At 61.7% G+C, this 23541-nt stretch carries 16 protein-coding genes; 7 read left to right on the top strand and 9 right to left on the bottom strand.

Annotation, left to right across the window (positions count from 1 at the left end; genetic code table 11):
- Positions 1–125: 125 nt before the first annotated feature.
- Positions 126–1238 (bottom strand): type IV toxin-antitoxin system AbiEi family antitoxin, encoded by a 1113-nt coding sequence (locus tag ABDB81_RS18610; RefSeq protein WP_346812825.1) that lies wholly within the window; start codon positions 1236–1238, stop codon positions 126–128.
- Between the two features lie 496 nt (positions 1239–1734).
- Here ABDB81_RS18610 and ABDB81_RS18605 point away from each other — a divergent pair, with 496 nt between their 5' ends.
- The 5 genes from ABDB81_RS18605 (at position 1735) to ABDB81_RS18585 (ending at position 12084) form a co-directional block, all read left to right on the top strand.
- The gene (locus tag ABDB81_RS18605; RefSeq protein ID WP_346812822.1) at positions 1735–3669 is read left to right on the top strand and encodes a tyrosine-type recombinase/integrase; all 1935 of its coding nucleotides are present in this window, start codon (positions 1735–1737) and stop codon (positions 3667–3669) included.
- 1941 nt (positions 3670–5610) lie between these two features.
- The gene (locus tag ABDB81_RS18600) at positions 5611–6909 is read left to right on the top strand and encodes a hypothetical protein (protein ID WP_346812819.1); all 1299 of its coding nucleotides are present in this window, start codon (positions 5611–5613) and stop codon (positions 6907–6909) included.
- A 276-nt stretch (positions 6910–7185) separates the two neighbouring features.
- On the top strand, positions 7186–8799 hold the full coding sequence (locus tag ABDB81_RS18595; protein WP_346812817.1) for a hypothetical protein: 1614 nt from the start codon (positions 7186–7188) through the stop codon (positions 8797–8799).
- Entirely contained in the window at positions 8796–9596 is an 801-nt protein-coding gene (locus ABDB81_RS18590; protein ID WP_346812813.1) for a hypothetical protein, read from the top strand. The genes ABDB81_RS18595 and ABDB81_RS18590 overlap by 4 nt, the downstream gene beginning before the upstream one ends.
- Before the next feature lie 97 nt (positions 9597–9693).
- Positions 9694–12084 carry a hypothetical protein gene (locus ABDB81_RS18585; protein WP_346812810.1) on the top strand — a complete coding sequence of 797 codons (2391 nt, stop codon included), beginning with the start codon at positions 9694–9696 and terminating at the stop codon, positions 12082–12084.
- Between the two features lie 1216 nt (positions 12085–13300).
- Here the strand turns inward: ABDB81_RS18585 and ABDB81_RS18580 are convergent.
- The 3 genes from ABDB81_RS18580 to ABDB81_RS18570 all read right to left on the bottom strand — a co-directional run bounded on the left by ABDB81_RS18580 (position 13301) and on the right by ABDB81_RS18570 (position 16707).
- Positions 13301–14689, bottom strand: a complete 1389-nt coding sequence (locus ABDB81_RS18580; RefSeq protein ID WP_346812807.1) for a hypothetical protein — start codon at positions 14687–14689, stop codon at positions 13301–13303.
- Positions 14690–14698: 9 nt separating this feature from the next.
- Positions 14699–15346, bottom strand: a complete 648-nt coding sequence (locus ABDB81_RS18575) for a response regulator transcription factor (protein WP_137924520.1) — start codon at positions 15344–15346, stop codon at positions 14699–14701.
- A 431-nt stretch (positions 15347–15777) separates the two neighbouring features.
- Positions 15778–16707, bottom strand: coding sequence for a hypothetical protein (locus tag ABDB81_RS18570; RefSeq protein WP_237380590.1), 930 nt, complete (start codon positions 16705–16707; stop codon positions 15778–15780).
- A 498-nt stretch (positions 16708–17205) separates the two neighbouring features.
- Between ABDB81_RS18570 and ABDB81_RS18565 the strand changes: the two genes are divergently transcribed.
- A complete protein-coding gene (locus tag ABDB81_RS18565; RefSeq protein ID WP_137924519.1) occupies positions 17206–17457 on the top strand; it encodes a hypothetical protein in 252 nt (83 codons plus the stop codon).
- 22 nt (positions 17458–17479) lie between these two features.
- On the opposite strand, the gene ABDB81_RS18560 is transcribed toward ABDB81_RS18565, so the two are convergent.
- From ABDB81_RS18560 to ABDB81_RS18540, 5 genes are all read right to left on the bottom strand, one after another.
- Positions 17480–17923 (bottom strand): BLUF domain-containing protein, encoded by a 444-nt coding sequence (locus tag ABDB81_RS18560; protein WP_137924518.1) that lies wholly within the window; start codon positions 17921–17923, stop codon positions 17480–17482.
- Positions 17924–17949: 26 nt separating this feature from the next.
- Positions 17950–18672 (bottom strand): GTP cyclohydrolase I, encoded by a 723-nt coding sequence (folE, locus tag ABDB81_RS18555; protein WP_137924517.1) that lies wholly within the window; start codon positions 18670–18672, stop codon positions 17950–17952.
- A 99-nt stretch (positions 18673–18771) separates the two neighbouring features.
- Positions 18772–20031 carry an arsenic transporter gene (locus ABDB81_RS18550; RefSeq protein WP_346812903.1) on the bottom strand — a complete coding sequence of 420 codons (1260 nt, stop codon included), beginning with the start codon at positions 20029–20031 and terminating at the stop codon, positions 18772–18774.
- Between the two features lie 29 nt (positions 20032–20060).
- A complete protein-coding gene (locus tag ABDB81_RS18545) occupies positions 20061–22118 on the bottom strand; it encodes a PBP1A family penicillin-binding protein (RefSeq protein ID WP_346812796.1) in 2058 nt (685 codons plus the stop codon).
- Position 22119: 1 nt separating this feature from the next.
- The gene (locus tag ABDB81_RS18540) at positions 22120–23013 is read right to left on the bottom strand and encodes an alpha/beta fold hydrolase (protein WP_346812793.1); all 894 of its coding nucleotides are present in this window, start codon (positions 23011–23013) and stop codon (positions 22120–22122) included.
- 136 nt (positions 23014–23149) lie between these two features.
- On the opposite strand from ABDB81_RS18540, the gene ABDB81_RS18535 reads away from it, so the two are divergent.
- A complete protein-coding gene (locus ABDB81_RS18535; protein ID WP_346812791.1) occupies positions 23150–23383 on the top strand; it encodes a hypothetical protein in 234 nt (77 codons plus the stop codon).
- Positions 23384–23541: the final 158 nt, after the last annotated feature.

The raw sequence follows: 23541 nt of genomic DNA, 5'->3' as shown, positions 1-23541 counted from the left end.
GGGACCTCAATCGCAAAATGAAAAAGAGAAGCCGGAATCGCGCTTGAGTCGCGAACATTCTCTGCGTCCGAAATCGAAGGCCGACGCAGCGAGGCGCCTCGCTGTCTCGCACGGCCCATGCCAGGCTATAGCTCCAGTTTCTCCAAAACGTGCTGCGCCAATTCCTGGTTTCTGCCCCGCCCGTCGAGCAGATCCAGATAGCAGATAAAAGGGCTTGAGAGATGGGGAAGGGAGGTGTGACTGGCATCGCGGAAGAGAAAGCTCGCGCCCTCGCGTTCGACGATGAAGACGTTCGCGCCCCTCTCGGCGGCCTTCAGGCCAATTTCACGCGCAAGTTCTTCCGCGTGCCCGGATGGCACGATAATCTCCGCGGTATCGACATGGGTAAGCAGCGGTGCATAGACGTTTGCGGCGACGGCCCCGGTGAAGGCCCAATCGAAGGATAGCCGAGCGTTCTCGATTCTTTGCGCGAGATGATCGCCCAGCAAGTGAGGCCGCTCAGCGAACGTATGCCAGCGAGTGCGTTCCTTTTTACGATTCGTCCATGCGATGGCCCATGCTTCCAGCAACGGCTTCGGCTGCGTCAGCTTGCGCCGCAGCGTACGGCCAGTACCAGTGGATTCGCACCATCCCCGTCGCTCGAGTTCTTGCAGCACCACGGAGCAAGTGTACGACGACGTCCGGGCCATCTCTGCGAGTTGGGTACCGGTCGTCCACTTGCCGTGATTGGCCAGGAGCGCGTGCACGACCATCTCTCGCGCACCCGTGAACAGGAACGTGGCGTCCCTTTTTCTGAAGGGCAAGTTTGGCCGCTCGATGTTGATGAAGCAGTTGCGCCAGTGCAGATTTAAGTTTCCGTTGCGTTCGAAATAGCCAATGCCGCGATGACGCAACTGTTCTCTTGCCCCGGGACTGAGTGACTCGGCCGCGATGAGCAGGATGAGGTCCTGTGCGTGCGACGCGGCACGCTGGTATTCGGTGAGTTTCCATACGGCCCCGTGGATGTCACGCGGGTACGCAACGCCCAACGTAGCGACCGCGACGGCTACCGACTTGCCTGCAGCATCGAGCGCCAGCGACAGATCGAGGCCTGCGTCGCTGGCGGACTGCGTCTGGACGCGGGCGACGCGAATCGGCCGGTCTGCGGCACCTGAAAATGCGGCATCCAGCGCGTTAGCGAGTTCGGCTTTCAATGTGGCGCGAGCGCTTGCTGGCGGATTCTGGACGGTTCTGTTCATGACAACTGGATACGTGACCTGCCCGTCAGCAGGATCTGAGCTTAGCGATTTTCGCTAGTTTAGCTGTACAGCTAAACTATGGATCACGCGTGCCCCTGCTGTCCAAACCACGAGGCTGGCACCGTCGCCCACGTCCGGCCATACGGCGGCGCAAACGTCCGGCCGCTTGATTGGCGCCCGCACCATCACGCCAGGTGGGGGCGGGTACATGGCGGCCGGCAAATTCGGCCGGTCCACTGCAGGATAATTCGTCTTATCTGCTATCGTAAATCGGCCGACACCCGCGGCCCGCGCTCTGCCTCCCGCCTCTGCCGTGCCCTCTCCGATACCTGGAGCTGCCATGGCCCCCCCCTCTACCGCTTCCCCGGCCACGCCTACGTCGCGAGTCCCGGCCCACGCCCCGCCCCGCGGCCCCTACAGCGTGGTGCGCCCGCGCCTGCACCGCGGCCACTTCGCCTTCCTGCGTGCGGTGGCGCAGGGGCTGTCCCCACACACCATGTGGGCACGCTACCTTGCCGATGCGGGCGCGTTCGACGACGGCCCGCGAGTGCACCGCATGACCGGCTGGATCCGCGCGGAACTGGGCGCGGCCGCCGTGCGCGGCGGGGACTTCGCCCGCGCCCGGCTGCTGCGCCTGGACCTCGGGCCGCCGCGCCGGTCGGCGGATGTGCCGGATGGGCCGGAGGCGATGGATACGCCGGCTGCTCCCTTGCCCCTGACCGCCTTCGTGGTCGCGCAGGGACTCGATGGCTTCAGCGAGGCCGAGCAACTGGCCGCGTGGGCGGCGGCACACGCGCCTACCGCGCCTGGCGTGCCAGCGGCGCCCGGCACACCCACCGCATCCTCCGACGCAGCGCGTGCGCGCGAGCGGCGACGCCTGCGCCTGCTGCAGCGCCAGCTCGATGCCATCCATGTGCTGGAAGCCCAGGTGGCCCAGCCCGTTTCGCTGGCCGATGGCTGCGAGGCCTGGCTGGTCGACGCCGTGGCCGATCGGCTGCGGCGTGCCGGCCTTCTCACGCTGGGCGATCTGCTAGCGCACCTGCACGCGCGGGGAGCAGGCTGGTGGCGGCCGTTGCGCGGCATCGGGGCGCGCAAGGCGCACGCGATCGCGGCGTTCCTGCGCGCACACGCGGACACGCTGGGCGCGGTGCCCGATTTCGAACACGATCCGGAGAGCGATCGCCCCAGCGCCGCCGCGCTGCGGGCCGAGGAGGCGAGCCATCCCCTCAACGCCTGCGTGCCACTCGAACGCTTCGTGTCCACTGCGGCGCTCGATGGGCGTGCCGGGACCTTCCGCTGTCCGCGCGCGCAATGCCGGCTCGCGGCGGACAATGACCGGGATGCCGTCCTGGCGTGGCTCGCCAGCAAAGGAGATGGGGCCGCGGCGATCAACGCGACGCAACGGGCGTACCGCAAGGAAGCTGAACGCTGCCTGCTCTGGGCGGTGCTGGTGCGACGCTGCGCGCTGTCCTCCATCACGATCGAGGATGCGGTCGCCTATCGGGACTTCCTGCTGGCGCCGCCGCCCGACTGGTGCAGCGTCCATGCGCAGCCGCGCTGGAGCGCGCGCTGGCGACCGCTGGCCGGCCCTCTGTCCGCGGGCTCGTGCGCCTACGCGCTCGGCGTACTGGGCAACCTGTTTGCGTTCTTGGGTGCACAAGGCTACCTGAGCGGGAACCCCTGGCGGGCCGTGCGGGCGCCCCGCGCGCGGTCTCCGGGGCTGGATCCCGGGCGAGGCTTCACCGCCGACCAGTGGGCCTTCCTGATGCACGAACTCGTGGCGTTGCCGCCGACCTCCGCGAATCAGCGGCTGCAGTTTGCGTTGCCCTTGCTGTACGACACCGGCCTGCGCCTGGCCGAACTCGTGGCCGCGACCACCGACGATCTGCGGTGGGAAGGGCGCTCAGGGCCAGCGCAAGGCATCGGGTGGAAGGGGTGGTGGCTGGCGGTCGTGGGCAAGGGCGGTCGCCTGCGCGAGGTGCCACTACCGCCGGCGCTGATGCGGCAGTTGGGCGATTACCTGGTGGCGCGCGGTCTACCGGGCGATGCCCGGCAGGCCGGCGGCGTCGCATTGCTGGGCGGCGCCACCGACCAGGCTGTGCGCACGCCGTGGGCTCGCCAGCGCACGCGTGATCCTGCGGCGCCCATTGCCCCCAGCACCTTTCATCGCCAGATCAAGGCGTTCTTCCGGCAGTGCGCGCAGACTATCGCCGCCACGGATCCGCCGGCGGCCCGATGCCTGCAGCGTGCCAGCACCCATTGGTTGCGGCATACCCACGCCTCGCACGCGCTGGCGGCCGGCGTCCCCGTCCAGATCGTGCAACAGAACCTGGGGCATCGTTCGCTCGCAACGACCACGTGCTATGTGCGCACCGAGGCTGCCGCGCGGCAGGCCGCGATGGCGCAGTTCTGGACCTCACAGGCCAGTTAGCGGGTGGCGCGGTGGTAACCCACGCGAGATGCACGGCGTTCGATCCTTCGCGCGGCCAGCGGATTCGGCGAGAAGCAGCTTTGGCGGGACGGGGTACCGGGAAGGGTGGCGAATTTCATTTAAATATTTTGGGGTAAAAAAATGCTTTGATCTGGACCCCGCCACGCATAAAGGTGTAATCCATTGGTCCGCAAAAAATCGAAGAGAAATACAAAAGTGCGTTCGAAAGGTGTAATGAATTGGTCCGCAAAAACGCGAGAAGTGCGGATCTAAGGTGTAATCCATTGGTCCGCAAAATTGCGGACGGGCCGTAGGGAGTCGTCGGGATGGCGGCCCCGCGCGCGGGGAGGGGCGCTAGATGCGACTGCCTGCAGTCTCTCGATCCGCCGCGCGCCGTGGCGTTGCCGTGCGGCATGGGGGCAGGGTCTGGCAGCGCGTGATCGGTGCGATGGCTCGCCAGGTGTGTCTGACTGGGTAGAGAGAGCGCACGCGACCCGCGCGTCCTCGCGGGATTTCCTTGATCAGGAAAATTCATCTGGCCAAGGGAATTTCTGTCGCGACAGCAGTACAGGCTTTTCGGCTTCGCCGGGCAACGCCCCGCTCCGGCGAAGGGTCATGGTTTATGGGGAAATTCATCTGACCTTTGTGAATTGATTCCGGCGAAAGCGAAATGAAATTCCCGATGCAGGCACGGAATTTCTTTGAATACTATCGCCTTGCACACTATGCTTGACTCGCTGTTTCCAGTGCCACTGGAAACAAAAACCGCACCGCTCAGCTGTAACTGAGAGGTGCGGTTTAGAGATTGCATGAGGCCGACAAGGCCTGCGTGTGCTGCTTGACTAGTACTGGGCGTCGAACAACCCCAGTATTGGATAGGGGGCATGCCAGGTCAAGGGATTTGTCGTCCTTTCGGCTGCGAAGTACCGAAAAATGTACTTCAGGAGGACTGGCATGCTTGTCACTTCGTCCACGCGTTCGCACAAGACGCGCTTAGGATCGCGGGCCTCTAGCCCAACCGTTGCTGGGCCCGCATCGCCTACTGCTGGCGCCCCTTGCCATCCCCGAGCACAGGTGAGTCAGATTCTTCCTGAACCAGACTTTTGCCAGTCACCGTCTCGGTCCCGGAAATTTGCGCCGACCTGCGACGGATCCGGCGTTCCCGATAGCGTGACAGGCGGGTGTGCCTTGACGGTAAGGGTGTTCCACTATTGCCGAGTTTCTGCGCCTTCGTGGGGGCCACACCCGTATCTGCTTAGCGGTAAGCATGCTGCCTTCAATAGGCAGCACCAGCTCGGAAATTTCTCGCCGGATGCTGAATATGATAGCCATCGAATTCGGGTCCGTAGATACACGCGGGGAGGATTGAGGCTGCTGCGTTGGCAGTTCGCAGTTCTGCACCATCAAGCGAGAGGTCAACCGATTACGACGGCAGGGCACCTCCGTCATTGGCCCTTTTTCGTCATTCGGGTTGCCGGCCGCCTGAATGAGCAGTCATTCATCCTCGCATCGCGTCGAGCGCGAGGCCCGCGTCATCGGGACCGCGCCTCGCAAGGCCAAGGTGTGGAGCGGTGCCGCGACGGGGCGCGACGACCGTTGGCTCGCGCGAACCGGTTGGCCAATAGCGCGCACGACACCCCCGACGCTACAGCCCCCGGCGGACTCGCCACGCGTGCAACTCGATGCGCAGTGGGATGGCGGCACAAAGCTCTACTGCGTCCTTCGCGTTGCGTCGGGCCATCAGGAAGCGGTTTGAGTGCTCGATACGGCGCCACATGCTGGCCAGTGCGGCATCCTATTCCAGATCGTCTCCGCAAGCCTCGATCAGATGCTGGGGGCGCGGCGCCGCTGGCCGACCCTGGTGGAGGTGCTGGCTAGTGGGATTTCCTGACTTGGCCGCAAGTCACGCTGATATAGATGCCTACCAAAGCAGAGTTGCCAATGCCTATTGACACCCAACCCACGCTTCTCACGTACTGCCTCCCGATCCCGACAGAAGGGCCGTTGGAAATGAGGGAGCAACTGTTCAGGCACAGCGTTAGGGAATACACGCAGTCAGAGCTACTGACGTCCTGGGAGACCAAAGATGGGGTGATTCGACGCGTGCTCTTGACGCTCCAAGAGGAGGGAAAGATTTGCTTCGACTTGGTAGCGCAGGCGCGCCAGCATTTGGTGGAGAAGGGCATGCGGATCCGCGATATCGCTGCCCAGCAGGCACATGTCACCGGAGGCGCCAATGTAGGGCACGAGGGAGTTCATACCGTTCAAGGGGGGTGGGGCACAGGGGGCAGGAAGGACCACGACCACGGCGAGAGCGTCTACCATCCACCGCGAACGACGCTCGTAGTGTCGCCCAAATACATGCATGTCGAACGCTGCTTTCAAGCGTTAGATGGCTACCTCGGAACACCAATTGCCCACAACCGCCTAGTGGAGTTCAATGAGAACGGAGAGGTCGTCCGCGAGGTACCCGGCGGGATGGTTCAGATCACGACGCTCGTCGTATCGTTTCCAGAGTCCTTCACTCTCAGCGCACTGCTCAAGGCAATTCGGCTGCAGCTTCGCCGGAAGGTGCATGAGCTGGTTCAACACGGCAAAGTGATAGTGCCAGACTTGATATTGGGTTCACCGTCTGTCGTTAATCCGCAGCTCATACGAGAGCACCTGTTTAAGTACGCGGTGACGACCCTGATCCTGATCGGGTTTTCGAAACGTCACGCGAGGCTCGCTGAGTCGCAATACGCTCCTGGGTTGTGGGGATTTCTTCGCGAGCTCGTAACTGATGGCATCCATGTGGTTTTAAGCGCCACGCCTGCAGTCATGGACATCTACGATCAGGATGATGTGCGCCAGATGTTCCCCTGCGGCCCGCATTCCATCACGGCAATTCGCCCCGAGGATGCATCGACGTCCATGCTGTACTACTGGGGCCTCTTGGGTGTGGAGGAGCCGATGCAAGATGAGTTTGTTGAATTTGCTTATCGCGGTGGTTTCCAGCGGGGCCTGATCGAACCGCAAGTCCTGGACTTCAACCGGCGCGTAAACCTGCAGGGGCAGCCTTGGCGAGAGGCGCTCCAAAAGTCCGGGAAGCTGACCGGCGACATGAAAAATCTGGGGGTGGTTTTTGAAAACGTGCTGCAAGGGAAAGCGATCACGCTCGCAGAGGCCACCAAGTACCGCGATGAACTCCCGCTGGGCGTAAAGATCACAGGGCAACTGGACATGAGGCGCCAGTCATGATGCGGGTGCTTCGCCGCCGTCTGGACCGTCAACCGATCGGTGTTATCTCGCGAGTCCGATCGGATGGGATACGCAGGCACAGTAGTCTGAATTCTTCGCCAAGCCTCGTTCGCCCGCCAATTCTAACGGCCTTGTACGAGCTCCTGATACTGGCAGGTACTATTTCTGCCACCTCGGAGACACCGATCTCGGCTGGCTGGAGTCGCCGCAACACAGCAGCATTGTCCAAGCCGACTGATTGGCGTCATGCCATCGTCGTCCCATCAGGAGAGCGCGATGTCGTCCAACCATACGCGGCAGGCGCCCTTGCCGCCGACCGGATTCGTTTTGGGTATTCAGACAGAAGAATTGTACTCTGCGTTTGTGGAGCGAACCGTTGGTGCGATTACCGTTGCAATCAGAGGCGACTACCGCGATCACCGGGAGGCATGCCGTCGATATATCGCGCTGCCGATGTCGCTGCCCAGCACGGTCGGGCCGTTCTCAGCGCTCTGCCCGGCGTTGGACCTCATCCCTGAACGGCACACGGCGCTCCCCATTGTCAGTCCGTTTGAAAAGGCTTCGGTGGCGACGCTGATACGCGCGAGGATGGTCGAATCGCAGTTGCCACGTCTCGACACAGTTCGGAGACTGTGCTTTCTTTCAAGAGATTATCTATGGGAGCTCGGCGTCTGCCCGGAGTGCGCATGGGAGGAGTATCACGATCTGGGCTGTGTAGTTTGGAAACGTGCGCTGGCTATTAAAGGGAACATGTTTTGCCTTCGGCATCGTTGTCCGACATGGCGGACGTGTAGTGCCTGCAAGCGCGGCTACACCTTGAAAGACTACGGCGGAGTTGCTGCCCCGAACTGTGTTCACTGCGGCAATCCGATGGAGGGAAAAATCGGGGCAGATACCGAGGCAGTGAGTCTGGCTCTGGCGAGAGATATCGATGACGTACTCGCGGGGACCCTCGAGGGCGTCTACGCAGAAGACCTCCTTCCTATGCTACAGGACGCGGCGCAGGCCAAGGGTCTTGTCGGCAATCAGTTCATGCACCGATTGAACGAGCTAGCCCACGACACAGGCATCAGCCGCTGGTGCGACCATGCCGTTGGCTTCCGAAATCCGATGGCCTTCCTCAAGCCGGTTGCAGCCGGACTCAAATTTGGGCTGAGTCCGGTTCTGAACATCTTGGGATTGCGGATGATGATGGGGTCGATCAAGGAAGTGCGCAAGCTGGTCGACGAACGTCGCAGACGCTCCCGCATGGCTTCCCTTTCTGTCGACTATCGATTCCCGCCACCAGTACGGGATGCGGCGCGAGCGCTTCTGCTGTCCATCTTAGATGAAGAGCCATTGATGCAACCGACGCGATTGCAAAGTGAATTTGCCGATAAATTCGGAGCGTTGATTGCGTTCGACCGGCAATGGTTCGACGATGCAGTGGACCAGCATGCGATACGCGCGCGAGGTGCGAGGGCGCACAAGACGGACCTCGACTATGCGCGGGCCGTGGAGCAGCGAGCGAAAGACTATGGGGCAAGTTCTTCCGCGCCACGTCTTACCCAGCAAACGCTTCTTAAAAACATCTTGTCGGTGGGGTGTTTCAATAAGCACCACCAGCTATATCCGCGTACCGACGCGGTCATCCAGAATCATTGGGAATCAGACCTCGCCTGGCTCCGAAGACGGGTCCGATGCCTTGCAAAGGAGCATCCAGAATGCCTCGATGATCGACTCCGGCAACTCGTCGCACAGATACAGAATGCGTCAAGACATCGGGTGTGCGCCGGCCTAGCGCGCATGGAGGCCATGGTTGAGACCTCTCAGTCGACCCGGCAGGGTACAAAAAACAGGGAGACGGCGGCTCAACCGGAAAATGCCGTGAATCGGAGGCGCTCGAAATGACGATCCGTATCGCGACGTTCCCGGACTTTTGTGTGCCCGCATCGGACCTTGTCTGCAGTGGGCGCGACAAGCTTGAGGTGCCGACAGGCTCAGCTTATGACAACGAATTGTTTGCCGGCGCGATTGGCAAGGGGAAGGAGGTGATCCGCTATTCCAGTAGCCTGCGTGGCACGAGAGACTTGCTGGCGAAGACTGGGGTGGCGGCGGTACTCGATCTCATGCTCAAGACTTGTCCATATGTGGTGGAGATCCGGTGTCACTACCCCTATGTGGTGCGGAATCGAGGGGATCCCATCATCATCGATCGCATGGTGACCGTAGAGCGAAGGGATGCGCCAGGCGAGGCGCATATGCATGCAATCATGCTGACCCCGTCCGGGATAAAAGCCGCATACAAGCGCCTGCAGCAGGAAGGCGTGAGCTGCGAACTGCTTGACCCCGATCAGTTCGCACCAATCGCCATTGCAAATGCTAGTCGCATATACCGGTGGGCCCGGCACCGCAACATATGGGATCACGAAACACGGCTGGACGCAGCGCGCTTTGCCAGAGCATTGTATGAAAGCGAACGTAGGCGCGCACAGCGTCAGATCAGTTTATCGCCCACATATCGTGCGCCGACCCTTTATCGCCTGATGAAACGGCTGGGGAAGCGCTTTAGCTGTTCGACTGACGAGGCGTTCTCCCGCTTAGGCGTCGGCATGATTCTGGGCTATGTCTGCATCGCGCCGGATCACAGCTTGAGCAGCAGGACACCGCTATGTGTCGCGCCACCGCTCGTCCGTATCCGATCTTAATCCTGTGACGCTGGCAGGTCGAGAATCTGTGCGGCTCGCAACGAACAACCACTATGGACTGGCCCATCTATATTCGGAAAGGATCACGCGACAACTCATGAGAACATACTTGGTGCCACGTGCGGTCTACCGATGGGACAATGCGGACTCCGTCCGATATTTACGCTTCATTGCGAGTAATGATCTTGGCATCTACGCTTTTTATGATTTGACAAAAATTTTAACGACTAAGAAAGACAACCGTCGAGGCGAGCAAAGATTCGTGCATTATGAAGAGTCGCAGATCTTGCCACTACTTGAGCGCGGATTTCACCGGGTGGCTGACAGCCTGCGGGACTCGCTGCCAAAGGAGGAAAATCTTGATAATAGTCGCAGAAAGGAACGCGCCGCACGCTGGAAGATGGTCGAGAATATTTTTGCGAGAGATGGCGCAGAAGCGTCGGAATTTGCGGATGACATCTACTTCAGCTCACGGCAATTTCGGAATTTTATGCGAGCGGAAGCGCGACGACAGAAGCTGAAGAATGCGACAAAACTGTACGACTTGTTTTGGCGTTGCGTGAAGTTCGGAGCAGACGAATTTGCCCTCACCGATGGTCGAAACAGGAGTGGTGCGCCAGGGCAACCACGCTCCGCAATGGCTGTAAGCAAAAAGACGGGCAGAAAGTCGGCTGATTTCTATGAGAATCCCGAGACCTATGCTCCCAAAGACCGCTTCGATCCATTTTGGCGTCGTCGAACCCTTGCTGCCATCATCGTGACCGTGGCCTGCGCGCCAGATGACGCGCCCGCGGTGCTCCGCAGCCCCGCAAAGTTCAGGGAACTAATGAGCAAGCAATTTTGCTTCGCCGGGGCCAATATGCGTATTCGAGAGCGGCGGAAGTTGCCAGGGACGACGATCCCTCAGCCGCAGACGTTGGAAGTGCAGGGCATGAAGATGGCCAGGCGATTGGCAAGCGAGATCGCTCCATTGATCAAGATGAAGCGGAAGCCATCCCCCGGATTGTCAACGGATATCGGCCTGGGCGGTGAGCTGCTTGCCGACATGGATGTAACGGATTTCAAAAAGATTCGCATCATGTTCGTGACCGACGACGAGTCCGAGATGCGTGAACTGGGCGCGCCGCGCGTCGTTCTTGCCGTGGTGCGCGGCAGTGACTATATCCTTGGCTACTACGTGTCCATAGGCTTCGAGGACACCGACATCTATCAGAACGGCCTTCTGTCGGGTTTCACCTCCAAAAATGCCAGGCTGGCAGCGCTGGGGTTCGATCCACCGCTAGAAGGTATGGAGAGTGGAAAAGTGGACCTGGTCGTTGTCGATGGTGGCCCAGGAAAATCAAAACGGTCAAGGCTCATGGTGCTAAAAACGCTCAAGATCGATCTTGCGAAGGTGGGATCTTATTTCCCCCAAGGTAAGGGCAATGTCGAAGGTGCGAATCATCACTTAAAAGCGCGGACCAGCAGCAATCTGAATTTGGTTGGAGGACTTCTTGAAACTTTGGCTGAGGGGCTTGAGGCCTTGTCGCCTACGAAGCGTCTCGATTTGCAACATGGACGGGGTATTCCGAGCAATTATCGTAAGCAGGAGGAGAAGGAAGGCATCTTCTTCTTCGAAGAACACGTTTTCGAGCGGGTACTGGTAGAGGCGATCAACGAGCACAATCTCGCGATGCTGACAACGCGAAAGGCGCGAACGCAAAAGCTGTTCGCGAAGCGCCTAGTGCCGAGCCGGCTCGAGAAGTTCAGGGAGCAGCAAAGCGACCGCGAGGGAGACCAGGCTTTCCGCCATCCTACCGAAGAAATCTATGCGGCGATCCTTCGCTCAAAGAAGAAGAATGCGTCAGTGCTGCGCGGTCTGATTGCCTTACCGGAAGGCGAGTATGGTGGACGAACACATGACGATCATCCGCATGTACAAAGGCTCAGGAATTGGGAAGACCGACACCGCCTAGAATATGGCCTTCCTGATGACGGGCCAATCAAGATCACGGTCAGTTCCCCACCGCATGGCAATGTGGTTACGTGGCATACAGACAGTGGCGAGTTCCTGGATATCCCGGCTACACCTCAGACGGTGGAATTCTTTGGTGTTCGCGCGGACCGGAGTCGGGTAGTCGCGATGCGTCTGAAATGCCTCAGCGATCGGCGCCGAGATCGGCAACTGAAGATGGAGGGCAAGAAGGCGACGTCCAAAGGATTCACGAAGGAAGCACGAGCGCAAAGCGACGCGATCAAAAGGCGGCGAGGAATCACGCCAACCACATCGACAAGACCGAGATCGAGCGAGGTTCAGTTGAGTCGACTCGAAGAAAAGCAACGAGACTATGATCGAGCCGCCGAAGGAGCTGGAGTGCAGCGGGTATCGGTCCCGCCAAAGCTCCCGGAGGCCGATTCGACAATGCTGGCAAGCATGGACGATGACGTGTTTGGCTTACGCGAGCTGCAAGTAGAAATCAGGAAGCGCCCCGCAAATCCATCCCAATGAACAGCGTGTAGAGAGGGCGCTCGACTCACCAACGCCGTGGCCGGGTTCGATCGCCCCGATCGTTTCTGGGTCAGTTCGTGGCGATGAGTTAGGGATTTGTGGGCGATGCTTGGCTGAGTTGGCACGTTCTACAGATAGTGTTCGTCTTCTGTCACTCACCTGGAGTAGTGAGCTACTCGCCGCGGGTCGCCATCACGCTGCTGAAGTACTCCCCCGCACGAACAGACTATGAGAAATCACTTTTACCTTCAGGCATGCTTTGGTGAATCCTGTGCGTCGCAATATCGTCTCCGTCCACGGTGATTTCCGTTGTCCGTTACCTGTCCGGCATCGCTAAGCCTGAACCTCGCAGTCTCCGCGCTCAGCGTGTGCGCCATCGGCATTGCTCACCTGTCGCTGCAGGCAGGCCGTGGTGCTTGTCGCTCAGTGTATGACCCGTGTAGTCTGCCGGTTCCGCCATTGCGATGGAGGTTAACGTTGAACTTGGTCTTCGACCGATGCGTTTCATCACTGCACTGATGCCCCTATGCGTAGGATCCACGTTGAAGTGCTCACCCGACAGCGTTCCTCTTACGAATCTGAGCGATGGCGAGCTCCGAATTTAAGAAATCGATCACCGCATCGGGCTTCAGAGAGGAAGATCCTTGGTGAACACCGTGGGTGTACAAACCGCGTCGTTTATCGCAAAGCCAATGAACGAACGAGACAGCACTCCGTCAATTTGAGTCCGGATCGGGTGCTGTAGAGGCACCGGTGGCAACATCGCTCACAGCAGCTTCTCCAGCGAGATGCTCGGCTTCCCCGGATGTCGGCTTCGTGTATCCCAGTGAAGAGCTGATCGACCTTCGCTAAGGACTCTAATGGGCTATGGTGCGAATCGGGTGCCGCAAATCGAACTTGGGTACGAGCCGTCGCGTCGTGCCCACGCTTTCATCGGAGGCGTCGCGCGGTGCATTCGATATCGGGAAGGGACTCGTATTGAGCTCTCAGATCAACGTTTTCACGTCTCGATGCGTTGCGGCGTCGCCTGAGGTGCTTCAGCAGCCTGCTGGCTCTTTTGCACTGTTCTATTACGGCGGCGCAGCTAGGCGGAAGCGGTGCGAAAATTGACGCTAGCGAACTCCTCTACCGGGACGTGAATGGTATTTAAGTATCTATTAAAATATTGAATAATAAAGATATTTTATTTTTGCGTGACATTATTTGACGGGGAGTATTACGTTGCTACATACGTGATCGACAGGAACTGGCCGGTCTCGGGCACGTGTGCGGGGACCGTGATCTGGGAAATGGCCGGCTGCGCCTGCATGGCATCGGCGATGTGAGAAGGCAGGGGCGCGTCCTGTGTGCATCCCAGCAGCGTATCCGCCACCATGTTCGAAGTCAGTATCCGGTGGTCGTGCCGCCGGACGATGCAGAGTCCTACTGGCGTGGCACTGACCAGGATGTGGTTGATGGTCTCGTTGTCGAGCGCCCTGGCCGCTTCCGCATGGCTGCGCCGCAGCAGATGGATGTCCCAGTAGCGGGCTGTCAGGATGAGCGCCAGTATCAGCAGGGCGGCCACGGCACCGATGATCAGCAGTTCCGTGACGATTGCCGCCAGCAGGGTGCGGTAGGAAAGGGCATAGACCAGTGCCCCGAAGTCGCCAAGGGGCTGGTTGAGCAGCAGGCCCCGCGCGGTCACGTCGATGGACTCGCCCGGCACCTGGCGCACCCGTGCCAGGATGCGCTCGGCCTGCTGCGGCACCATGTGCGGCGAGACGTCGATGGTCCCGGCATCGTGCCCGACGAGCAGCAGCGTCGCCGGGTCGCTTGGTCGTTTCAACCCTGCCAGGAACGACTCCACGGGCACACTCGCGGTCATGACGACCGATTTGCCGTCGTGCGTGAAGACCGTGCTGGAGGCCAGCATGCTGCGATGTCCGGTGATCGGATCGTCGATGGGACCGAGCCAGCGTTGCGAGTCCGGTTGCGGCTGCGCACTGTCCCCGGGGCGAACAATGTCGCGCAGCCCCGCCAGCCGCTCGGCGCCAAGCAGGGCCAGCGCCGTATCGGTCATCGGCGATGGCGAGAGCACGATGGCGTAGGTGGCATCGGCATCCACCACATAGGCCAGATGGTCGAGTCCGAATGCAGTCTGGGTGGTCAGCGTGGCGGTGGCGATCTGCTGGAGTTGCCACAGTCGTTCTGGCAACTGGCTACCCAGTGCGCGGCGGGTGGCGGCGGGCACCAGGATGACGTAGCGCCGGTCGGCCGCCACGGCGATGCCGTCGCGCCGCAGGTCGGCGAGCAGCGTGGGATCGGGCGGAGCCGTGCTGGCGGCGGCAGCGTAATACTGGATCGTCAGCGCCGTGCGGCGCAGGAACGAGGATTCGCTCTGCAACTGCAACGAAATGGTGCTCACGTACTGGGCAACATGGCCGCGCCGGATGTCGAGGTGCCGGGCCGCAGCCAGGCCGGCCAGCAGCAGCGCCGCCACCATCACGATGGCCACCAGCAGCGCAACCGTCGCGTAATAGAGCTTCTGCTGCCGCCTGGCGTTCGCCGCCAGGGTCTCGAATGCCTGCGACAGCGACTCCTGCGTACGGTCAAGGATCTGCTGCATGATGGCCGATCAGATCAATCCATTCTCGTAGGCGTAGCGGATCAGATCCGTATTGGTCTGGACGTTGAGCTTGCGCATGGCCACGGTCTTCTGGCTCGATATCGTGCTCACCGAGCGCCCCAGCTTGCTGGCAATATCGTTGAGCTGGAAGCCTTGCGCGTAGAGCCGCACCACCTCAAGTTCGCGCAGCGTCAGTTCCGTGGTGGGTGCCGTGACGGTGGCGGCGTTATCCAGCACGGCGCGGATCGAGGGCGAATAGAAGTAACCGCTGCTGACGGTGACATGGATGCAGGCGCGCACGATTTCGTCGAGTTCGTCTTCCTTGCTGACAAACGCGCGCGCGCCCAGTTTCATGGCCCGCGTCACCACGCCCGCATTGTTCTGCGCACTCACGATGACGATGCGCGTTTCCGGATACAGGCGTGTGAGCCGGCGCAGGAGGTTGAACCCGTCCAGTGATGTGTCCCCGTAGCCCATGCTGAAGTCCGTCACGGCTACATCGACCGGATTCTGCGCGAGCGCGCCAACCAGTTCACTGCCGTTGGTGCATTCGCACGTCACCTGGAAACCGGGCGTGCGTTGCAGGCAATCGCGCAGTGCGGTGACGACGAGAGGATGATCATCTGCCAGGGCGACACGAATGGTTTTTGCAGGCATGCCTCAATTGTCCTTATTTGCATAAACGTAGCGGCGTCCGGATCGGAAACGCTGCGCCGAAGGAATCGTACTTTCGCGAACATAGGAAAAATACTCCACCATGAACGGAAAATCACAATTTGATTGAATATCAGATTGTGAATCGTCAAATTATGATGGATTCAAACTGGAATTGGCGGTACTTGCTTGGCGACCCGGAAGCATGCGTGGTGTCGCTTTGATATGTCGCAATAAATGTTGGAGAGGATGCGAAGAATTCCAGTTACATGCGATGAGCTTTTGGCACCCGTCGATGCCGACGGAGACAAGCGCGACATTCTGCTCACGGTTGTCGGATAATTAAATAGCAGATTCTTTGGATTCGCCGAAAAAGTGACGAGTGAAGGCCACCGATCACGCTGTCGGCGGGCCTTGTCCGGGTGGGCGGCGCGTTACGCAGCAGCAGTCTGGATAAGGTTCCCCTGTCGCGCCATGGCGTCTGTAAGGCCGCGATATTGGGGTAACAGCCGGCTGACGCGTTCGATGAACGCCGCGCATCGCTGCGATTGCACGGGCGGGCTGCTCTGGACGAGCACGGCGGCGGGATGCGCGAGGGCAGCATGGAGAGATAGCCATGCGGGCATCTCGGTGTTGCCGCGCAGCCTGAGCAGCATCAGCAGTTCGACGGGCATGGCCTGTTCGATCGGATGGTCGAAGTCAAACAGTGATTGATCGGTGTCGAGGCGGCACTGCAGCATGTGGCGCTCCGCCAGGGAATTTGCGAGGGGCGAGAATTGCGCGTCGTCGGATTGCCAGTTCTCAAGTATGTGTCCGAGCAATGCATCGCTGCGCTGGAAGTTGCTCGCCGGCACGCTTATCTTCAGCGCGTCGCCTGCGACGCCGACGATCATCCCGGTCATCCCTGTCAGGCAACTCTGTCCGGCCACAGTCTTCTCCACCCCGAACCACGCTTGCAGGGCAAACGCCGCCATTTCGTTCCAGCCCAGCGCGAGCATCATGGCAATCTGCAACGACATGTCGCGCTCGTACGTATGCCGGCGATTGGGGCCGCTCCATTGGTCCCGGTGCATGGCCAGGGCATGCGTACCGGCTACGGATTCGACGACGCCCAGATGCAGCGACAGCCAGTTGGCTTCGGATGCGCCCGTGCCAACGTCGATGGCACGCCATTGCCGCAGGCGTCCGAGCCAGAACAGGGCGCGGGCGGCGCGCGGTACCGGCACGCAGCTGGGTGAATCCAGGAAGGTCCCGAGCGTGTCGCGATACATTCCTTGTAGTGCGTTGGCCTGGGCCCGGGCGGTCTGGAGCAACGTCTGACTGCGTTCGCTGGCGCTCCGCTCTTTGGAGAACTTATTGCGCATCGTCTGTCCTGTTTGATAGAGGTGAGGCTCGACACTAAATGGGTATACCCCGCCGGGCTATCGCCAAGGACTTAAAAATGAGAGATTTCAAAAATATCTTGCGCGGCTTTGTCTTGCTAAATGAATGGGATCGTCATCCGTTAGGGCCGGGAACGGCTTTATTTAGGTGAAATACTATTTAACTATCCAATGATGATTGGATGTGGATAAAGTGAAATTATGATTTAAATTTTCTTTAATTTTATTTCGTTTATTTCTGGGATTGGGTACATATCCCGATATTCCGAGGCGCTTGGATGGGCCCGCGGGATGGCAGCAGCGGGGCGGTTGTTCGGGCGGGGAAGACCTCCGCCATGCCGCGTTGGCGCCGCAATACATGTAGCGCGGGCATGGTCTTTCGCAGCGCATCACGTCGCCGCGGAATTCGTGGCATGCTCGTGTCGCGCCGTACCCTCTACGCAGGGGCCGCGCCGTACAACCCCCGCATGGAGGTGTGCCATGGCAATGCGACTGTTCCCCGACTTCCCCGCCAACGAGCAACAAGACATCGAAGCCGTCTTCCGGCAAGTAGGTCTTGCGCTTCAGGAGTTCGAGTTTTCAGATACCAACGGCACCACGGCACGCCAGGTGACGGTGCGAAGGCAGAAGACCGGCGCCGAAAGCGTCTATGACGCCGGACCGGGCACTGCCTGGGTGGAAGAGTTCGAGAGCGATCTCGAATGCGGCCTGTTCGGCCAGGTGTCTGTCTGAGCGGACGTCAGACCGAAGGCAATCAGTGGCGGGCGCGTTCCGGACTGCGCCCGACGATGGCCGCGCCCGCGATCAATTCCTTCATGAGTGCCAACGATGCTGCACCTGGCATGCGGTAGGGATCGAGTTCGCCCTGCGCCGAGTATTTCAGCAGCATGGCGGCGTTGATCTTGTTGGCATTGACGCGGCCCATTGACCAACCCGAGAACGCACGTTCGGCAATTTCCTCGTAGTGCAGCAGCACCACTTCCTTGTGGCGGGCGTCGCGGCCAATGTTGAGATAGAGGCGCGAGACCGCTTCCCGGCTGCCTTCCAGCGCTTGCAGGAACACGCTGTTGCTGTGGCACAGCACGCCCGTGATGCCGTTGGGCGGATTCCGTGCGAGGCTTGTGTCGAGGATCGCGTCGAGCACTTCGGCGGTCAGCGGCACCGCGGCACGGCTGGCATAGAGCAGGCGAACTAGCATCGTTATCCCCTTTCCCCTTCTCTGGCTTAGCGACGATTCAAATTCAACAGCGTGAGGAATTCGCGGCGCAGCTTGTCGTCCTTGAGGAAGGAGCCGCGCATGACGCTGTTGGTCATCTTGGCGTCCGTGTCGCGCACGCCGCGCCAGTGCATGCAGAAGTGCTCGGCTTCCATGACGATGGCCAGCCCGTCCGGGTTCATCTTTTCCTGGAGCAGATCCGCTACCTGGGCCACGGCCTCCTCCTGGATCTGCGGCCGGCACATGATCCACTCGGCCAGCCGAGCGTACTTGGACAACCCGATCAGGTTCGAATGGCGGTTCGGCATCACGCCCACCCACAGGCTGCCGATGATCGGGCAAAGATGATGCGAGCAGGCGCTGCGCACGCGCATCGGGCCCACGATCATCAACTCGTTCAACTGCTCGACGTTCGGAAACTCGGTGACTTCGGGCGGCCTGGCGTAGCGGCCGGCGAAGATTTCCTTGAGGTACATCTTTGCCACGCGGCGGGCCGTCTCGCGCGTGTTGTGGTCCTGGTCGACATCGATGACCAGGGTCCGCAGCACCTCTTCCATGCGTGCCTCGACTTCGGCCTGGAGGGCATCCAGTTCGCCATGTTCGATATGGCGGGCGATATTGTCGTTGGCGTGGAAGCGGTCGCCGGAAGCGGCGATGCGGGCGCGGATGCGATCCGATACTGGCGTGGCAGTGGCGTGCTTCGGCCCGTCGGGATGGTCCTTGTGTGACATGTCTGACCGCTGGATCGGGCGGGTGAAAGGCGCGGTGCGCGGTGCTTCACTATATGGCAGTTGGCCCAGTGCCACAACTTGGCGCGGCCCGCTGTCCGCCTAGCGCAGCACGGCAAGCGCAGGCAGCAGGGCCATCGGCATCACGATGGCGCCGGTTTTCAGAAAGGTGCCGGCGCTGATATTGTGCCCTTCGCGCCGCAAGGCGGTCAGCCAGAGCAGCGTGGCCAGCGAGCCAGTGACGGACAGGTTCGGGCCCAGATCCACGCCGATCAGCACGGCAGCCGTCACGGTTTCCGAAGCATGGCCCGCAGCCAGTGCGGAGGCCGCGAACAGCCCGGCAGGCAGGTTGTTCACGATGTTCGAGACCAGACCCACCACCACACCGGCCAGACCCGCACCCATTACCGCCGCGCCGCCCTCTCGCGCCGAAAGCTCACGCACCCAGTGCGCGAGTTGATCCGTCAAGCCGGTCTGGGAGAGGCCTGCCACCAGGACGAACAGCCCGGCCACCATCGGCAGCACGCCCCAGGAGACTTCGGTGAGCGCAGGCCGCAGCAGGCGCGGTTGCGTGGCAACGACGCAGGCCAGCGTCATGGCGCCGCCGATGAAGGTGGGCCATCCCAGGTCCTTGCCGTGCAGGGAGGCGGTGAGCAGCGCGGCGCCGGTCAGCACGATGCCGGCCGTGGTGATCCAGGCTTGCAGGGTCAGCGGGGGGGTGTCCACGTCTTCCGCGATGCGCTCGGCCAATGCGTGGCGCTGCGTCCAGTACAGCGCGACGAACGTCATGACGATGGCCACGGCCGAGGGCAATGCGAAGCGGGCCAGCCAGCCCATCAGCGGCGGCAGGCGCTCGCCGAATAGCACGAGGTTGGCGGGGTTGGAGATCGGCAGCACGAAGCTGGCCGCATTGGCGATGAAGGCGCAGGCGTACAGGTAGGGCAGCGGATGCTTGACGCGCGCCGCGCGGGTGGCGGCCAGCACGGCGGGGGTCAGTACCACGGCGGTGGCATCGTTCGACATGAAGGCCGTGACCGCGATGCCGAAGCCGTAGACCAGCACGAACAGCCGCCGCGCCGATCCCCGCGCACTGCGCACGGCCAGCGCCGCCACATGATCGAACAGGCCCGTCTTGCGCGCCAGTTCGGAGATCAGCATCATGCCCGCGAGAAACAGGTACACATCGATGCCGCGCGCCACGGCATCGAGGGCATCGCGCCACGGCAGCAATCCGGCCACGCAGAGCAGCAGCGCGCCGCCCATTGCCCAGAACGGCTCGGGCAGGCGGAACGGCCGGAACAGCACGCCGGCCGTGGCCAGGGCAGCGACGGCCCAGATCAGCGGCGTGGCGTAGGCGGACATATGCGTGGCGGCGAGCATCGGAGAATCGGTCAGAGCGGGCTGGCGGAGGTGGGCGGCGTCGGCGCGGTGTTGGCAGGGGTGATGCTCGCACCGCCGGCCATGTTGCCCTGGCCTGTCGCATCCGGGGCCACATCGGCCACCGCAGGCGGCGGGAAGCCCAGCGATGCGATGCCATGCACGCCATCGGCGTTCTCGGCATAGGCCCAATCGTTATTCATGCGCGCCAACTGCGGCGGGGTGGGGAAGTTCGCGTCAGGCACGCCGGCAAGCCGCCCTTCCATATAGGACGCCCAGATCGGCAGCGCCGTGGTGGCGCCGAATTCGTGGCGGCCCAGGCTGCGGTTGTCGTCGAAGCCCATCCACGCCACGGTCACCACCTGTCCCGCGTAGCCCGCGAACCAGCCGTCCACGGCGTCGTTGGTGGTGCCGGTCTTGCCGGCGATATCGTCGCGGCGCAGGTATCGTTTGACGGCGTTGCCCGTGCCTTCGTCCACCACGCTTTGCAGCAGGCTGTTCATCACGAAGGCGTTACGCGCCGAAATCACGCGCGGCGGGGCGGTATCGTCGGCGGCGAACAGCACGTTGCCGTCGCCGTCCGTGATCTTGCCGATCAGGTACGGCTCGATGCGATGGCCCTGGTTGGCAAACACGCCATAGGCCGCGGCCAGCCGCAGCGGCGATGTGGTGCCGGTGCCAAGCGCCATCGGCAGGTACGGTGGCAGCCGTTTCGACGAGAAACCGAACTTGCCGGCGAAATCGATCGCGTACGGAATACCGATGGCCTGCAGCGTGCGGATGGCCGGCAGGTTGCGCGATTCGGCCAGCGCGTTGCGTACCGTGATCGGCCCGACAAAGCGGTTGTCGTCGTTAGACGGGTTCCAGTGCGGCGAATTGTCGAGCGGCGCGTCGTTGATCAGCGTGCCCGGCGACATGCCGCGCTCCAGCGCGGCGGAATAGACGAACGGCTTGAACGTGGAGCCCGGCTGCCGCTGGGCTTGCGTGGCGTGGTTGAAGCGGCTGGTGGCAAAGTCGGCGCCGCCGACCATGGCCTCGATGGCGCCGGTTTCCGCATCGAGCGAAATCAGCGCGGCTTGTGGCAGGGCAGGGGCAGCTGCGGAGGACTTCCCTGCGCCGTGCCGCTTGCCGTAGCGCGCCAGCCCGGCCTGCACGGCGTCGTAGGCCAGGGTCTGGTGCATTGACGAAACGGTGGTGTAGACATTGAGGCCGCGCGTATATGCCTCGTCCCCGAAGCGGTCATGGGCGAGTTGCCGCGCCAGTTCGGCCACGTATTCGGCATGGCCGTCGAAGCGGCCGTTGGCATCGCGATTGACCACGATCTGCGTATTGCGTGCGACGCGGTACTGGTCCTGCGAGATCATGCCGAGCGCCAGCATGCGGCTCAGCACATATTCCTGCCGGCGCTTCGCACGCGGCAGGTTGACCACCGGGTTCATCGTCGAGGGCGCCTTGGGCAGCCCGGCCAGCACGGCGGTTTCCGCGAGCGAGAGTTGATCGAGCGGCTTGCCGAAATAAGTCTGCGCGGCGCTGCCGAAGCCGTATGCATGCTCGCCCAGGTAGACCTGGTTCATGTACAGCTCCAGGATGCGGTCCTTGGACAGCGAGCGGTCGATCTGCCACGCCAGCAGGATTTCATACCACTTGCGCGACAGCGTCTTCTCGCGCGAGAGATAGAAGTTGCGCGCCACCTGCATCGTGATGGTCGAGGCGCCCTGGGCGTAGCCTTCGCCGATATTGGCGAGCGCGGCGCGCACCAGTCCAGGAATGTCCACGCCCACGTGGCTGTAGAACTGGTCGTCCTCGGCGGCGAGCAGCGCCTCGGACATCAGTTTCGGCATGCGCTCGATGGGGATGAATTCACGGTGCTCCGTGCCGAATTCGCCAATCAGCACGTTGTCGCGGGTGAAGACACGCAGGGGCACCTGGGGGCGGTAGTCGCGCAAAGCATCGACCGAAGGCAGTTGCTGCAGGCTGATGACGGCGGCAAAACCGGCCAGCAATACGCTGGCGGCTGCCAGCCCGGCCATCACACCGGCGGCCTTGACTACGATTTTTTTCATGGCGCGCATTCTACCGTGCAGCGGCGAGCGGCAAAGGCACTCCGGTATCGGTGACATCTTCGGGCGGTTCGACCCGGATGCGCAGGGGCGGCTGATGCGGCACCTGTCGCGCGAATTCACACAGTGCGAGCCAGGTTTCCGGCCGCTCCACGATGGTATGGTGATCCGTGCCGGCAATGGTCTGGACCGCCACGGGGCCGGGCCACGCCGCCATCAATCGCTCGGAGCATTCGTGCGGCACCACGTCATCGGTCTCGGCCAGCAGGACCTTGGTGCTCTGGACCACTTTCTTGCAATGGGCGATGGAGTCGAAATGGTGGCGCATCAATTGGCGCAGCGGCACCAGCGGAAAGCGCTTGCGCACGATTTCCAGCAGCGAATCGTAGGGTGTGATCAGTTGCAGGCTCTCGAAATCCTGCAGGTCCGCCAACTGGATGGCCACCCCGGTACCCAACGAGCGGCCCACCACATGGACGCGCACGCCGGGGAACGCACGGCGGATGTGGAGCAGGAACTGGCTGGCATCGGCCACGGCGGCGGCCTCGGACGGCATGCCGTCCGAGTGGCCCAGTCCTCGATAGTCGAACGTGGCAAAGCCCATGCCGGGCGGCAGCCATTTCATGAACTGCAGCGTTTCCAGCACGTCCTCGCCCCGCCCTGGCAGGTAGAAAAGCAGGTCCCGCACACCTTCCTCGCTGGCGCGGTAGGTATAGCCGCGGAACAGGCCGCCCGGCACCGGGTGCGAATACGCCTCGATGCCTTCGGGCAGGTCGCGCGGCGGGCGACGGCGCGCATCGAACAGCAGCCGCTCCTGGTTGACGGCGAGAAAGGTCCAGTAACAGACGAAACCGCTGGCCGTGACGACCGTGGCGGCAAGGGTCCTGCGCAATATCGACGATGACATGGGTTAGGGGCTACAGATGGGCAAGCTTGCCCAGACTATCCGAAAATCCGGCAATGCGGCGTTGGACAGCCCAGCACTGCCGCGAGTTCTTGTACGATATGCCGCATATCGAAAGCGGCCACCGGGGGGCCTTCCAATGAGCGACGAACAGAAACGCGCCGAAGAGGCGCAGATCATGGAGCGGGTGGTCAGCGCCACGCGCCAGGTGCAGGTGGCATTCACCGCGCTGCAAAGCCAGTATCCGCCCGAGGGCAGCGGCAAGCCGTCGAAGCTGGCCCTCCAGACCTTCGACGCCGCGCTGCAGATGCTGGAAGATGCGCAGGCGGCGTTTGACGAGGTGTTGAATGCGTTGCTGGATGGGGAGCGGTGAAAGCCTGACTCCTTCTCTCTTGGTTTGCTCCCCTCTCCCGCGAGGGAGAGGGGCGGGGGAGAGGGCAAGCGGTGCAAATCGCGACACGGTCGGCAAGCAGAACCTCCGGCCCTCTCCCTGTACTGGTCTAATTTCCTCAGACACGTCGATAGGTGGAA

This window comes from Cupriavidus sp. DL-D2, from assembly GCF_039710735.1.
In the GTDB taxonomy this organism is placed as follows: Bacteria; Pseudomonadota; Gammaproteobacteria; order Burkholderiales; family Burkholderiaceae; genus Cupriavidus.
The sequence above is the reverse complement of the archived record's forward strand: the minus strand, read 5'-3'. Positions and strand labels throughout refer to the sequence as shown.